Consider the following 13,647-nt stretch of genomic DNA (forward strand, 5'->3'; position numbering starts at 1 on the left):
AGCGGTACTCCCTGTTTTCTGTTTCTATTTCTCGCGTCAGACGACAACCTGCTTGGGCATGACGATCGGCTTGAAGCCGTAGCGCGGGCCGGAGCCGTACGCGGCGGCACCCTTGGCCGCCCCCGCCATGCCGGGCATGCCGGGCATCGCCGCAACGGGCTCGGCGTCGGCGGCCGCGGTCCAACCGGAGCCCTCCAGGGGAGCCGTCGACGAAGCCAACGTCGCCGGGGCGGCCGAAGACCAGCTGGCCGGTACCGACAGGCCGCCGACAGAGGACGCTTCCGCCATGCCCGCTCCCACGCTGTTCGCCAGGGTGCCTTCCGCCACGGAGGCGGCCCCGGCCGCCGGCGCCACGGCGTCGACGGTCGACCAGGGCACGCCCGGAATTGCGCCAATTGTGTGCCCGTACGACACCGCCGTCGGGATGGCGGTGCCGACGAACCAGGCCGCGGTCACACCGAACTGCTGAACACCGTTGAAGTTGAACAGCGTGCCGAATAGGCCGTCCGCCGAGTTCAGCACCGCCGCCGGTCCGGGGAAAGCGGTCGAGAATGCGTTCCATATCTCGGTACCGAAGGACTCGGTGCCGAAGTTTGCCAACAGGCCGCCCAGCCCGGTCGCCGCGCTGTTGCTTTGGGCCGACGCCAAGGCGGTGGACACTGCGGCACCTTGGGTGGCAGCCGCGGCCGGACTGGCGGTCGGTGACGCCGGCGCCAGCGGCTGAAGGACCGAAGACGCTGCTGCCGCCGCCGAATAGGTGTACATCGTGAGCGCGTCTTGGACCCACATCTCGGCGTACATTGCCTCGGTGGCCATGATCGCGGGCGTGTTGATGCCCAGGAAGTTGGTCGCCACCAGCGCGGCCAGCTGCGCGCGGTTCGCCGCGATCACCGGCGGGGGCACCGTTCCCGCAAAGGCCGCCTCGTAGGCGGCCGCCGCCGTCGAAGCCTGAGCGCCCGCTTGCTCCGCCGCCGCGGCGGTCGTGGTCAGCCAGGAAATGTACGGCTGGGCCGCGGCCGCAGCCGCTGCCGACCCGGCGCCCGTCCACTGCTCGCCGGTCAACGTCCCGATGATCGAATCCCACGAGGTCGCGGTGGTGCTCAGCTCGGCGGCCAGGTTGCTCCAAGCCGTCGCTGCGGCCATGAGCGGTCCGGAACCGGCGCCGGAGTACATCAGAGCAGAGTTGATCTCAGGGGGCAAAGCTGCAAAATCGAGAACCATTTTTCTGTATCCCGTTTCTTTTGTTGGAAGTCCGTTTGCTTGCGAGTGTGCGTGGCGCTACTAGACGGCCGTCGGCTTCGGCATCACGATGGGCTTGACGCCGTAGCGAGGCGCACCGAATCCGGCGCTGTTGCGGGCGGCCGCACCCATGCCGGGCATTCCCGGCACGATGGTCCCGGTCCCGGCCTGCGGCGCTGCGCCGGTCCAGCCCACGGTCTGGACCGCCGTCGCGGGCGCCGCACCGGGGGTAAACGAGCCGGCCCAGCTTGGCGGCACCGACAATTTGCCGACCATGGTCGCCTGGCCGGCGCTTGCGACCGGCATCGCGGTCATGGCGCCTGCGCCGCCGAGGCCCCCGGCCGGCGCCACCGCGTTCACATCCGCGGCCCCGGCCGCCGCGGCACCCGCACCGGCTGCGTCACCGGCCGCGCTGCTGGCAGAAGTATCCAGCAGACCACCGCCGGCCATGCCGAGGCAGGTGGACATGGCCGAGGCCCAGTTGCCGCTCTCGAAGCTGACGAAGTTGGCGGAGTTACCCGACAGGCTGAGCGGGTTTCCACCCGAGCTGTAGAGCGGGCCGCCGAGGAAGGTGGCGAGGTTTTGCTCGAAGGTCGAGATGCCGTCCCATGGAGTGGCTGCACTTGCGTTGGCGGCCTCGGTGGCGGTGTAGGTGCCGGAGCTGAGGCCGAGGGTCTGCACGAACTGCTGTTGCATCGCCTGGGCTTCGGCCGCGAGCTGCTGGTAGTACGTGCCGTACGTCGAGAAGATTCCCGCTTGCAGGGCCGAGACCGGGTCGGCGGCGGCCGGAGCGATGGCAGTGGTCGGCGCCGCGGCGCCCGCGTTCTGGGCCGTCAGTGAAGTGCCGATCCCTGCTAGCTGTGCTGCCGCGGCCAGCAACTCTTCAGGAATTGTTGTCAGAAACGACATCTACTGCTCCTAGTGTCAAGGGAACTTGCCGACCCCCCAGCCGGAGGGTCGACCTGTGTGTTCACGTAATGGCTCCTGTGCGTGGGCGTAAGATTAGCCAGCCACGACTCCACATTCCCGACGGAAAAGGCTAGGGTGACGGCCGTTTACGGCTTCTTAACGCCGACGCGCGCAGTTTTAACAAGGTCCTGTCGGGTGACATAGCGTTGTCATCTGGGATGTGCCGGCACGGCACCATTTGGCGGGCGGCGCGCGCATCGTAGGCCAAGCGGGGCCGGGGCGCATCTCGCTAATTCGGCCGATTTTTGGTGGGTCGCGACGCCCCGTTGTGCGGCTCCGCGCGCTAGATTCGCCGCCGGGCCCCCATAGCCCAATTGGCAGAGGCAGCGGACTTAAAATCCGCCCAGTGTCGGTTCGAGTCCGACTGGGGGCACCATACCGGTCCGGTGGGCAGTCGCGAGCCGTCGGAGGCGAAATCGAGGAGGGTATGCAAGGGGCGGGATATGCAAGCTGAAACCGCTGCTGCTCGCGCTCGTTCGGCGGTCGAGTCGGTCCTTGATGATCCGATGGGACGGCTGGCGCTGTTGCGTCGGACGTACAGAGTCCCAGCGGCCGTCGACCGCGGGTACCTCCCCTACCGGCGAGCGGCGTCGGCATTCATGCGATGGCAACTTCGGCGGGGCCTGTTGAACCCCCCGACGGACCCGTCCCCCGGAAGCCCGTGGTGGCGGGCGATGAACGAGGGACTCCTGCGCGACGCCGCCGAAGCCCGGGCGCTCGCCTTCGGTTACGCGGGGCAGCCCTCTGGCCCCGGCGTGGCCGCGCATCTGGAGTTCATCCGGCGACCGACCGCGCGCAGTTGGTATCGCGCCCACAACACCAGCATCGTCGCGGGCTATTTGGCGAACATGCCACTGGCGGCCGCTGAACGCCGCGTCGAACGGTTCTTTCTCAATGTCGTTCTGCTCCGCGTGTTGTTCGCCCACGCGCTGGTGTCCGCCCCCCGATTGGCGCTGGGTTGGCTTGCGCCGCTGGGCCGCCCGCTGGGTGATCCGCGCGTCGGAATGACCGGCATCTTCCTGTCGCTAAGTCGGGTGCTGCCCGACCGCTATCCGCTCGGCGACGACGTGGAGAACTACGTCGCGGCCGAGCTTGGGTTCGGCCACCTATTGGACATCGGCGTCATCCAGCCGAGGCTTGACGCGCTCTACCGGTGGTCCGCGGACGAGCTGCAGCTTCCCGCGCTGCGCGGTTTGCTCGACGGTCTCACTCCGCGATACGCCTGGGATCCCGCCGATGACGCGATGTGGAAGATCGCGCCGTCGCCGTTGGCGACAGCGGCGCGAAGGCTGATTCGAGGCTGAACGACTCCTGACGCGATCGCCGGCAGGCCACGGTTGCGCCCTGATTCGATGCATGCTTATATAGAAGGATGTCAAATCAGGCCGAGGCGGGATGTTGCCCTTCGCTGAGCGTGGCCGCCCTCGGCGAGTCACAGGCTGCGGAGTTGGCGGCGATGTTCAAGGCGCTCGGCGACCCGGTGCGCCTGCGGCTGCTGAGCCTGATCGCCAGCCACCCCGGCGGGGAGGCGTGCGTGTGCGAGATCTCGGCGACCTTCGACGTCTCCCAGCCGACGATTTCTCATCACCTCAAACTGCTGCGCTCGGCCGGGCTGTTGGGCTGCGAGCGGCGGGGCACCTGGGTCTACTACTGGGTGATTCCCTCGGCGTTGCGGCAGCTTTCTTCGGCCCTGCACGTCGACGACGAAGCCGTGACGGCCAAACCGGGATGTCGGTCGTGACCGGGACTCCGACACCGGTGTCGGCCCCGGAGGCGGTAGCGACCCGGCTTTCGACGCTGGATCGGCTCCTTCCGGTGTGGATCGGCGTTGCGATGGCCGCGGGTCTCCTGCTGGGCCGACTCATTCCCGGCCTCGGGTCGGCACTCAGTGCCGTTGCGGTTCAAGGTATTTCGCTGCCGATCGCGGTGGGCCTGCTGGTTATGATGTATCCGGTGCTTGCCAAAGTCCGCTACGACCGGCTCGACGAGGTCACCGCGGACCGCAAGCTGATGGTGTCCTCGCTGGTGCTCAACTGGCTGATCGGTCCGGCGGTGATGTTCACGCTGGCGTGGCTGCTGCTCGCGGATCTGCCCGCCTACCGCACCGGCCTGATCATCGTGGGGTTGGCGCGCTGCATCGCCATGGTCATCATCTGGAACGACCTGGCGTGCGGGGACCGCGAGGCCGCGGCGGTGCTGGTGGCGCTGAACTCGTTGTTCCAAGTTGTCATGTTCGCCGCGCTGGGCTGGTTCTATCTGTCGGTGCTGCCGGGCTGGCTCGGCCTGCCGCAAACCGGCATCGCCGTGTCCCCTTGGCAGATCGCGAAATCCGTGCTCATCTTCCTGGGCATCCCGCTGCTGGCCGGATACCTGTCGCGCCGACTGGGTGAACGGGCCAAGGGCCGCCACTGGTACGAGACGACGTTCCTGCCGCGCGTCGGTCCGTGGGCCCTGTATGGCTTGCTGTTCACCATCGTCATTCTGTTCGCCTTGCAGGGCCACCAAATCGCCTCCCGACCATGGGATGTCGCCCGCATCGCCGTGCCGCTGCTGGCCTACTTCGCGATCATGTGGGCCGGCGGGTACGCCCTCGGCTACGTGTTGCGGCTGGGCTACGCGCGCACCGCCACCCTGGCGTTCACCGCCGCAGGCAACAATTTCGAACTGGCCATCGCGGTGGCGATCGCCACCTACGGTGCGGCATCGGGCCAAGCCCTGGCCGGGGTGGTCGGACCGCTGATCGAAGTGCCCGTGCTGGTTGGGCTCGTCTATGTTTCCCTGGCGATGCGCTCCCGGCTGTTCCGCACGGAGCCGCTCGGAGGGGCGGGGGCCGATGGCCGATAAGCCCAGTGTGTTGTTCGTCTGCGTCCACAACGCCGGACGCTCGCAGATGGCCGCCGCCCTGCTGAGCCGCGCGGCGGGCGATCGCATCGAAGTTCGCTCCGCTGGAACAGAACCCGCCGATCGGATCAACCCGGTCGTCGTCGCAGCGATGGCCGAACTCGGCGTCGACGTCACGGCCGCCACGCCCAAAGTCCTCACCGGCGTTGCGGTACAGACCAGCGACGTCGTGATCACCATGGGTTGCGGCGACGCCTGCCCCTACTTTCCGGGGGTGTCCTACCGCGACTGGAAACTTGCCGACCCGGCCGGCCAACCCCTGGCCGCCGTCAGGGCGATCCGCGACGACATCGCCGAGCGCGTCGCGTCGCTGGTCGCCGAGCTCCTGCCCAACGCCACAACTTCATAATTCGCACCGAAGGAAGGAACCACCATGTCTCGCGTGCAGCTGGCCCTCAACGTCGACGACCTTGACGAGGCAATCGCGTTCTACTCCAAGCTGTTCGACACCGAACCGGCCAAGGTCAAACCCGGCTACGCCAACTTCGCGATCGCCGAACCCCCGCTGAAACTGGTGTTGCTGGAAAATCCCGGCCACGGCGGCACTCTCAACCACCTCGGCGTCGAAGTGGAAACGGCCGAGAAGGTGCACGAAGAAATCGCGCGACTCGCGAGCGGCGGGATGCTGCCCGAGGAGGAAATCGGCACCACGTGTTGCTACGCCACGCAGGACAAGGCCTGGGTCACCGGGCCCGCCGGGGAGAGGTGGGAGGTCTACACCGTCTTGTCGGATTCGGAAACCTTCGGCAGCAGCCCCGAGCCGCTCGCTGCCGAGGAAACGGGCGGTTGCTCTTGCAGCGGCGACAATGCCGCTGACGCGTCCTACGTGGCTGCCACCGGCACGGCCTGCTGCTGAGAAGCAATTACCTATTGAGGCGAGCCATGCCGGGACCGACCAGTGACACCGCGGCCATCGCCAACGATCTGGAACGCGCGCGAGCCGATTTTCGTCGCGTGCTCCAGGTGGTCGGGACCGAGGAGTGGTCCGAGCGAACGTCCGGGACACGGTGGACCAACGAGCAACTCTTGTTCCACATGGTGTTCGGCTACATGGTTGTGCAACGACTGCTTGTGCTGGTCGCGATACTTGGCCGATCACCACGACCGTTCAGCCGTGGGTTCGCTCGGATGCTCAACGCGGCGACACCGCTATTTCATCGGATCAATTACTTCGGAACGTGCCTCGCGGCGCTCGTTTACAACCGCACACGTATGGGAGCGAAGATGGATCGCGTCATCGACGCGCTACAACGCACACTCGCCGCCCAGCACGAAACTGCCCTTCGCCGGGCCATGTATTTCCCGACGCGCTGGGACCCGTACTTTCACGAGTCGATGACGCTGGCCGATGTGTACCGCTACCCGGGCCGGCACTATGACCACCACCGCCGACAACTCACCGTCAAGGGGCTAACGCCGACTACCAATTGAGCGGCGAGTCCAAATGGTCGCCTGCAAGTTCGGACGTTGTGGAAGAGAACGTATGACCACCCTCCGCCATTTGTCGTCTGAGCACGGAATATACCGACGGCTTCGACGCCACCGCGCTCCGTGAGCTTGCCGAAATGACGCTGCGCACCGTGCAATCCCTCCTGACCGATCCCGGGCAGGAGCGGCGCGACGGAATCGCACTGCGCCGCTTCGTTACTCGATGGCTCGGTCCGGCGATCCTCTATCCACGGATGACGTCGCTGTCGAACCACGAACGACACGCCTCATCGGAGTCGCACGTCGAACCAGAAAGACGCACTTCGCTGTCGCAAAACGGTCCCCGAGAAGGTTGAGGCTTCGCGTCCCGTGGTGTCGGCATCCCGATGATATGCGGGGGACGGGTCAAATCCCGGTGCAAAGAGTGGGGGCGTCGCACACATTCCCCGGGCAATAGGTCGAGTGTGCGGCGTTGACCATGGTTCCGACATCCAACAGCGTCACGCCCCTCGCGTTCAAGTGGGCGTGGACGTCGTCGGCGATTTGTTGGGGCGTCCAACCCCACGTGAGGTCGTAGCAGATCAGGTGCGCCTCACCGATCAGCGCCTCTTCCGTCTGCGGCGGCCAGGAGAGGCCGACGGCGTGCAGCTGCGCGAGGTACGCGTCGTCTTGGGGGGTGGTGGCACCCGCGGTCGCAGCGCTACCAAGCAGGGCAGCGGCGGCCATGATGGGGAGGGCCAATGCGGCCAGCAAGCGAGGTGAGGGCATTGGATTCCTTTTCTTTCTTGGCGTTAGTCAGGCCGCCAGTAATGCGCGGGTTCCGAAGCAGCACAAATACGAAGAGAACAATAGCGAAAGCGCGCAATCGCGGCCCCTCCGAATTAACCAGGGCGTCGCCGAGCCTCGCTCGCGCATAGGCTCTCATGCTGAGGACGCGCCAGAGCAAGGGACGCACAATGGACGACGAAAGTCCGGTAATCAAACCCCACGGGCAGCGGGGTCCTGTGCCGAGTGGTCAGCAGGAGCGCACCGCGGTGGACTGCGCGGGCTATCTGCTGCCCCATCTGAAGCCGGGTTCGTCGGTGCTCGACATCGGCTGCGGGCCCGGGACGATCACCGCCGACCTGGCCGAGCTGGTGGCGCCCGGAACGGTGCTTGCCGTCGACCTGTTCGCTGACGTTCTCGACATGGCCCGCGCCGAGATCGTTCGGCGCAACCTGTCCAACGTCACGTTCGCCCGCGCCGACGTGCACCGGCTCGATTTCCCCGACAACGCGTTCGACGTGGTCCACGCGCACCAGGTGCTGCAGCACGTCCCCGATCCGGTGCGGGCGCTGCGGGAGATGCGCCGGGTCTGCCGGCCGGGCGGACTCGTCGCGGCACGCGACACCGACTACGCGGGGTTCGCCTGGTTCCCAGAGCTTCCCGCGCTCGATCTTTGGCGGGATCTGTATCGACGGGCGGCCCGCGCCAACCGCGGCGAACCGGATGCGGGCCGCCGGCTGCTGTCGTGGGCGTTGGCGGCCGGCTTCGACGACATCACACCGACGGGCAGCGTCTGGTGCTACGCGACGCCCGCGACCCGCGACTGGTGGGGCGGGATGTGGGCAGACCGGATCCTTAACTCCGGTGTGGCCCGCGAGCTGTTGCACCTGGCGCTGGCGACGCCCGCCCAACTCGAGGAGATTGCGGGGGCGTGGCGGGAGTGGGCGGCGGCCCCGGACGGTTGGCTGTCCATCCCACACGGCGAAATCCTGTGCCGGGCGTAGCGGCGCCCGGCCCTGCCCGGCCTTGCCGCCGACGCCACCCGAAATCGGCACTCATAAACTAGCCCCTCGTGGGCATGCTCTCTGGTTTTGCGCCGTGGGTCGTTTACTGGGTGCTGGTCGGCAACGTCCCGTTCGCCGCCGCCGCGCTGGTCGCGCTGGCGATCGCGGTCGCGGCCTTCGCGGTCGGCGCCCCCGGCGGCAAACCATTCCAGATCGGCACGGTCACAACGTTTTTGGTGCTGACGATTCTGACCCTTGCGCTCGGTGCCGCGTTTGGTCAGCGGTGGCTGCTGCCGTTGAGCAACGCCGGGATCCTCGCGGTTGCGCTCGTTGGCGTGCTGGCCGGCCGGTCGTTCGTGTTGCAGTTCGCCGCCGCCGAACAGCCCGCTGACGTCGTCAAGACAGAGCTGTTCGGCCGGCTGGTGCGGGTGCTGTCCGGGATCTGGATCGCCGCGTTCGCCGGCATGACGGTGTCGTCGGCGATCCCGCCGATCGTCGACCGCAACGCCGGCCTGCAGGACCCGGCCCCGTTGTCGTACGTCGGCTACTGGATCATCCCGTTCGCGCTGCTGGGACTGGCGGCGCTGGCGTCGCGGGTGCTGGCCGACCGGATGCTGGCGGGAATCGACGACGTCGCACGGGAGACCTCGTTCGTCGCCTACGACGAAGCCACCATCGACGAGCTGTACTACCTGGCCCAGGAACACGCCAACCGCGAGGTCGGCCCCGGCAAGGAGGCCTACAACGTCAAGGTCGGGGGGATGGGAACCCCCCTGACCGGCGACGAATCGCGAAAGTCGTGGCCTTCTACCTACAAAGTGCGCGATAAGCGGCGCTAGACGCGCCAAAATCGGCTTCATGGCATCCATTCGCCGGACGGCGTCGCGTGCGTGGCTGGCCGCTGGCATGGTGTTGCTCACTGTGGCGGCCTGCGCGTCGGACCCCCCGCCCCCGCTGTCGGTGCCGCCGCTCAAGGAACTGACCACCCCCGCCGGGACGGTCCTGACCATCGCCCCGGGTCAGCTGCTGACCGCCACCAGCGGCGTCACACCGGTGGCGTTCGGCAAGCCCGCGCACGGCACCATCGCCTACGGCGCGTACGGGGCGATGATTTACACGCCGGACGCCGGGTTCACCGGGACCGATCAGCTTCCGGTCACCGTCAGCCACGCCGTGCGGCTGTATGCCGAGGACGAAACGCCGCTGCTCATCGTCGGCGAGGTCGCCGTGCAGGCCAACGCGCACGGCTCCGCGATCGCCGCGGTGCCCGGCAGCGCCGACGAAATCTACGGCCTGTCCGATCGCGGCCCGAACGTCGACGGGCGCACCACCGGCGAAAAGGTGCTTCCCATACCGACTTTCCATCCCCAGATCGCCAAGCTCAAACTCCGCGACGGTGTCGCGTCGCTGGAGCAGATCATCACGCTGACCGGAAAGGACGGCGCGCCGCTCGTCGGCGTCATCGACCCGCGAGCGTCCACCGGCGAGTCACTCGTCGATCTCAACGGCAATCGGTTGCCGCCATCGGATCACGGCCTGGACAGCGAAGGCCTGGTCGCCATGCCCGACGGCACGTTCTGGGTGTCCGACGAGTACGGCCCGTTCGTCGTCCACTTCGACGCCAACGGCAAAGAGCTGGAACGCCTTTCGCCGTATGACGGCACGCTGCCCGGCGAGCTGGCGCTGCGCGGCCCGAATCAGGGGATGGAGGGGCTGACCATCACGCCCGATGGTGGCACCCTGGTGGGCATCATGCAGTCGGCCCTCAACACGCCGGGCCTGGCCGGTTCGGCCAGATCCGTTCCGATCACCCGCATCGTGACCATCAACCTCGCCAACCGCGGCGACGTGCACGAGTACCTGTATCCGCTGGCCGATCCGCAGCACACGAAGGTCGCGGTGTCGGAGCTCACCGCCGTCAGCGCGACGACGTTTCTGGTCGACGAACGTGACGACCGGCCGCAGCCCGACGGCAACAAGAAGGTCTACGCGGCCGACATCTCCGGGGCCACCGACGTCGGACCGCGTTCGACGGTGCCGGGAGCGACCTATCGGGCCGACGGCGGCGGCCTGCTGATCGACGGCGTCCCGATCGAGACGTTCGTCGGGGTGAGCACCGACGCGGCGGCCACCGGCAAACTCAAGGCCGCGGGAATCACCCTCCCCACCAAGACGCTCAAGCTCGATCTCGGGGGCCTGGTGCGTTCGCTGTCCCCGAACGGGGATTTCTTCGGGCACGACCACGTCGAGGGTCTCATCAGCCGGGATGGCGGTAACACGCTGATCCTGGCCAACGACAGCGACTTTGGGATCGCCGGGCTAGTCGGTGGGCCGGCCGCCACCCCGCCGTTTCAACTCAGGCCCAAGATGCTGCCCAACGGCACTCAGGACAGCGGCGAGATCCTGGTGGTCGACACCACCAGGCTGCCCGCCGCGACGGAGTCCGTCACGGTGCCCATCAAGGTCGGGTAAGGAGCGGTTATCCGGCGGGTGGAGTGTGCTGCCTACCTGGCCATCCCGGGTTCCACCTCCTGACCGTATGCCGCCCCCAAGCGTCGTGTAGCACATTAAGTGCTACATTGGCCGAGTGGAAGTCATCGGAATTCGCGAGCTACGCCAAAACGCCAGCGCGTGGGTAGCGAAAGCGAAGGCGGGGTTAACCATTCAAATCACGGACCGGGGTAGGCCGGTGGCACGCCTGGTTCCACTCACACCGGCCGAGCAGGCCCGCGGCAAGCTCATCGCTGAAGGCCAATTAATCCCCGCTACCGCGGCACGAGTCCCCTTCGGCATGGCCGATCTGATTGAAGGTCACTCGCTCAGTTCGATGCTGGACGAGCAACGAGCCGACCGATGATCTACCTCGACACCTCGGCAATCGTCAAACTAGTTGCCGCTGAGAAGGAATCGGAAGGCCTAATTGAGTGGCTGAACGCTCGTCCGGACGAAGACCTTGCTACAAGCGCGATCGGTCACATCGAGCTCATCCGCGCGGCCGCGCAGGTTGGGCCCGCTGCTGTGGCCAGAGCGCGAAGTGTCGCCTCAACGATCGATACCTTGGTGCTAACTGACGCGATCTCTGCGGCAGCGCCGATCGTCCCCCCCACCGAGCTGCGCACGCTCGACGCGATACACCTGGCCACAGCTCACGCCCACCGACGCAGCCTGACGGCCTTGTGCGCATACGATCGACGTCTCATCGAGGCGGCCGTGTCGCATGGCCTGGCGACCGCATCTCCGGGAAGCGATTGAGGACGCCGACGTCAGGACGGGGCAGGCTCCTCCATGGCGCGCTTCGGCTACGTTGGTTCCGTCGGAGCGAGCCTTGAAGGAGTTGCGATGAACGCACCCAGCCCGGACGCCATCCGCGCGGAAACCATCACCATCACCGGCCACGGCGGCGACGAGATCGAGGCCTACCGCGCGTCGCCGCTTGCCGGGGGACCGCGCGGCGGAATCGTGTGGATCCACCACATGCCGGGCTACGACCGGGAAACCAAGGAGTTCGTGCGGCGGCTCGCCGTCAGCGGCTATCACGCCGTCGTCCCCAACCTGTATTCGCGCGAGGCTCCGGGCGCCGCTCCCGACGACGCCGCGGCGACGGTGCGGGCCGCCGGTGGAGTGCCCGACGAACGGCTGGTCGGTGACGTCGCCGGCGCCGTCGAACACCTGCGTTCGCTGCCCGGCGCCAACGGGAAGTTCGGCGTCATCGGGCACTGCTCGGGCGGGCGGCACGCGTTTCTGGCGGCGTGCTCGCTGCCGTTCGACGCGGCGGTGGACTGCTACGGCGCGTTCATCGTCGAGGACCTACCGGAGGGCATGCCCAAGGCCATGCAGCCGATCCTGCACCTGGCGCCGAAGCTGAGCTGCCCGATGCTGGGGCTGTTCGGGGCCGACGACAGGTTCCCGGCGCCGCCCGCCGTTGCCGCCCTGGACGCCGAGCTGACCAAATTCGACAAGCCGCACGAGTTCCACTCCTACGACGGCGCGGGCCATTCATTCTTCTCCGTGGACCGGCCGGCGCACCGGCCGGAGGCGGCAGTCGACGGCTGGCGGCGCATCGACGAATTCTTCGCCACCCACCTGAAAGGCTAGGCGTCCCAACACATGTGCACATACCTCACCGAACACGTGCGGATCGACGGCAGCGGCAAAGGCAAGACCGGCTGGTTCGGCGCCACCCGCGCCACGGTGTACGTCGACCACCCGGTGCACGCGCCCTACGGCCACACGGTCAACATCGACGTGATCAACCCGGAGCTGGGGCCGTCCGCGCGCGTCGCGCTCGAACTCACCGAGGAGAGCGCCCTGGCGCTCGCCGGCGCCATCCACAAGGCGATCGCCAACGCGCCGGCCGGACTGGCCTCGAAGGACCAGCCGTGAGCGCCGAGCGCGACTACCCGCAGATGGCCGCCACCCGCGGCCGCATCGAGCCCGCGCCGCGCCGGGTCCGCGGCTACCTCGGCCCCGACCTGGTCTTCGACACCACCGCGGCGCGCTACGTCTGGGAAGTGCCCTACTACCCGGCCTATTACGTGCCGCTGGCCGACGTCCGCGCGGAGTTCCTGCGCGACGAGGACCACCCGCAGAAGGTGCAGCTCGGCCCGTCACGGCTGCACTCGCTGGTCGGCGGCGGCCAGACCTATCCCTCGGCGGCGCGGGTGTTCGACGCGGACGGCGACGGCCCCGTCGCGGGCACCGTGCGATTCGAGTGGGATCCCTTGCGGTGGTTCGAGGAAGACGAGCCGATCTACGGCCACCCCCGCAATCCGTATTCGCGGGTCGACGCGCTGCGCTCGCACCGGCACGTCCGCGTCGAGCTCGAGGGAACCGTGCTGGCGGACACCCGGTCCCCGGTGCTGCTGTTTGAAACCGGCCTGCCCACAAGGTATTACATCGATCCGACCGACATCGCGTTCGAACTTCTGGAACCCAGCCCCACACAGACGCTGTGCCCGTACAAGGGCGTGACGTCGGGATACTGGTCGGTGCGGGTGGGTGACACCGCGCATCCGGACCTGGCCTGGACGTATCACTATCCGCTGGCGGCGGTGGGCCAGATCGCCGGCCTGGTGGCCTTTTACAACGAGAAGGTCGACATCACCGTCGACGGCGCGGCCCTGCCCCGGCCGCAGACCCAGTTCGGCTGACCACAAGGACCGGCTTGGACGACTCCGACGATATTGCGGCACAACTGGTTCGGCGAGCCGCACTCGGTGGGTCCGAAATTTCTTCATGCCCAAGGCAATTCCCGAGGCATCGCTAACACCACGTCGCGAGCCGTGTCGCGACGGCCGCGGCGTTGGCGTTGAACGGCCCGGCTCCGGGAACAGATGAAATC

15 protein-coding genes, 1 tRNA gene and 2 pseudogenes are annotated in these 13,647 nt (G+C 67.5%); 15 read left to right on the forward strand and 3 right to left on the reverse strand.

Annotated features, from left to right (window positions below; genetic code table 11):
* Nucleotides 1–36: 36 nt before the first annotated feature.
* On the reverse strand, nucleotides 37–1,221 hold the full coding sequence (locus tag AC5Y2S_RS28150) for a PPE family protein (RefSeq protein ID WP_499959846.1): 1,185 nt from the start codon (nucleotides 1,219–1,221) through the stop codon (nucleotides 37–39).
* A gap of 60 nt (nucleotides 1,222–1,281) precedes the next feature.
* Nucleotides 1,282–2,148, reverse strand: a complete 867-nt coding sequence (locus AC5Y2S_RS28155) for a PE/PPE C-terminal domain-containing protein (RefSeq protein WP_499959847.1) — start codon at nucleotides 2,146–2,148, stop codon at nucleotides 1,282–1,284.
* Between the two features lie 359 nt (nucleotides 2,149–2,507).
* Here AC5Y2S_RS28155 and AC5Y2S_RS28160 point away from each other — a divergent pair.
* The 7 genes and pseudogenes from AC5Y2S_RS28160 to AC5Y2S_RS28190 form a co-directional block, all read left to right on the forward strand.
* Nucleotides 2,508–2,584: transfer RNA gene (locus AC5Y2S_RS28160), tRNA-Leu, on the forward strand.
* 298 nt (nucleotides 2,585–2,882) lie between these two features.
* On the forward strand, nucleotides 2,883–3,512 hold the full coding sequence (locus AC5Y2S_RS28165) for a hypothetical protein (RefSeq protein WP_499903339.1): 630 nt from the start codon (nucleotides 2,883–2,885) through the stop codon (nucleotides 3,510–3,512).
* A 68-nt stretch (nucleotides 3,513–3,580) separates the two neighbouring features.
* On the forward strand, nucleotides 3,581–3,949 hold the full coding sequence (locus AC5Y2S_RS28170) for an ArsR/SmtB family transcription factor (RefSeq protein ID WP_499959850.1): 369 nt from the start codon (nucleotides 3,581–3,583) through the stop codon (nucleotides 3,947–3,949).
* Nucleotides 3,937–5,458: pseudogene (gene arsB / locus AC5Y2S_RS28175) on the forward strand (ACR3 family arsenite efflux transporter). Before AC5Y2S_RS28170 ends, arsB begins: the two are co-directional and overlap by 13 nt.
* A 24-nt stretch (nucleotides 5,459–5,482) precedes the next feature.
* Nucleotides 5,483–5,965 carry an ArsI/CadI family heavy metal resistance metalloenzyme gene (locus tag AC5Y2S_RS28180; RefSeq protein WP_499959851.1) on the forward strand — a complete coding sequence of 161 codons (483 nt, stop codon included), beginning with the start codon at nucleotides 5,483–5,485 and terminating at the stop codon, nucleotides 5,963–5,965.
* Between the two features lie 26 nt (nucleotides 5,966–5,991).
* Nucleotides 5,992–6,540, forward strand: coding sequence for a DinB family protein (locus tag AC5Y2S_RS28185; RefSeq protein ID WP_499959853.1), 549 nt, complete (start codon nucleotides 5,992–5,994; stop codon nucleotides 6,538–6,540).
* A 98-nt stretch (nucleotides 6,541–6,638) separates the two neighbouring features.
* Nucleotides 6,639–6,893: pseudogene (locus AC5Y2S_RS28190) on the forward strand (hypothetical protein); the annotation flags it as partial.
* A gap of 49 nt (nucleotides 6,894–6,942) precedes the next feature.
* On the opposite strand, the gene AC5Y2S_RS28195 reads toward AC5Y2S_RS28190, so the two are convergent.
* Complete coding sequence (locus AC5Y2S_RS28195; RefSeq protein WP_499959854.1) at nucleotides 6,943–7,305, reverse strand: DUF732 domain-containing protein; 363 nt, start codon at nucleotides 7,303–7,305, stop codon at nucleotides 6,943–6,945.
* Between the two features lie 188 nt (nucleotides 7,306–7,493).
* On the opposite strand from AC5Y2S_RS28195, the gene AC5Y2S_RS28200 reads away from it, so the two are divergent.
* From AC5Y2S_RS28200 to AC5Y2S_RS28235, 8 genes are all read left to right on the forward strand, one after another.
* On the forward strand, nucleotides 7,494–8,306 hold the full coding sequence (locus AC5Y2S_RS28200) for a class I SAM-dependent methyltransferase (protein ID WP_499959855.1): 813 nt from the start codon (nucleotides 7,494–7,496) through the stop codon (nucleotides 8,304–8,306).
* A 68-nt stretch (nucleotides 8,307–8,374) separates the two neighbouring features.
* Complete coding sequence (locus AC5Y2S_RS28205) at nucleotides 8,375–9,145, forward strand: hypothetical protein (RefSeq protein ID WP_499959858.1); 771 nt, start codon at nucleotides 8,375–8,377, stop codon at nucleotides 9,143–9,145.
* A gap of 19 nt (nucleotides 9,146–9,164) precedes the next feature.
* On the forward strand, nucleotides 9,165–10,778 hold the full coding sequence (locus AC5Y2S_RS28210) for an esterase-like activity of phytase family protein (RefSeq protein WP_499959859.1): 1,614 nt from the start codon (nucleotides 9,165–9,167) through the stop codon (nucleotides 10,776–10,778).
* Nucleotides 10,779–10,893: 115 nt separating this feature from the next.
* Nucleotides 10,894–11,163 carry a type II toxin-antitoxin system Phd/YefM family antitoxin gene (locus AC5Y2S_RS28215; protein WP_499959860.1) on the forward strand — a complete coding sequence of 90 codons (270 nt, stop codon included), beginning with the start codon at nucleotides 10,894–10,896 and terminating at the stop codon, nucleotides 11,161–11,163.
* A complete protein-coding gene (locus tag AC5Y2S_RS28220) occupies nucleotides 11,160–11,558 on the forward strand; it encodes a type II toxin-antitoxin system VapC family toxin (RefSeq protein WP_499959862.1) in 399 nt (132 codons plus the stop codon). The genes AC5Y2S_RS28215 and AC5Y2S_RS28220 overlap by 4 nt, the downstream gene beginning before the upstream one ends.
* An 87-nt stretch (nucleotides 11,559–11,645) precedes the next feature.
* Nucleotides 11,646–12,401, forward strand: coding sequence for a dienelactone hydrolase family protein (locus tag AC5Y2S_RS28225; protein ID WP_499959864.1), 756 nt, complete (start codon nucleotides 11,646–11,648; stop codon nucleotides 12,399–12,401).
* Between the two features lie 12 nt (nucleotides 12,402–12,413).
* Nucleotides 12,414–12,689 carry a DUF6295 family protein gene (locus AC5Y2S_RS28230; protein WP_499959865.1) on the forward strand — a complete coding sequence of 92 codons (276 nt, stop codon included), beginning with the start codon at nucleotides 12,414–12,416 and terminating at the stop codon, nucleotides 12,687–12,689.
* Nucleotides 12,690–12,712: 23 nt separating this feature from the next.
* A complete protein-coding gene (locus AC5Y2S_RS28235; RefSeq protein WP_499959940.1) occupies nucleotides 12,713–13,456 on the forward strand; it encodes a DUF427 domain-containing protein in 744 nt (247 codons plus the stop codon).
* Nucleotides 13,457–13,647: the final 191 nt, after the last annotated feature.

This window comes from Mycobacterium sp. NGS69, assembly GCF_059812165.1.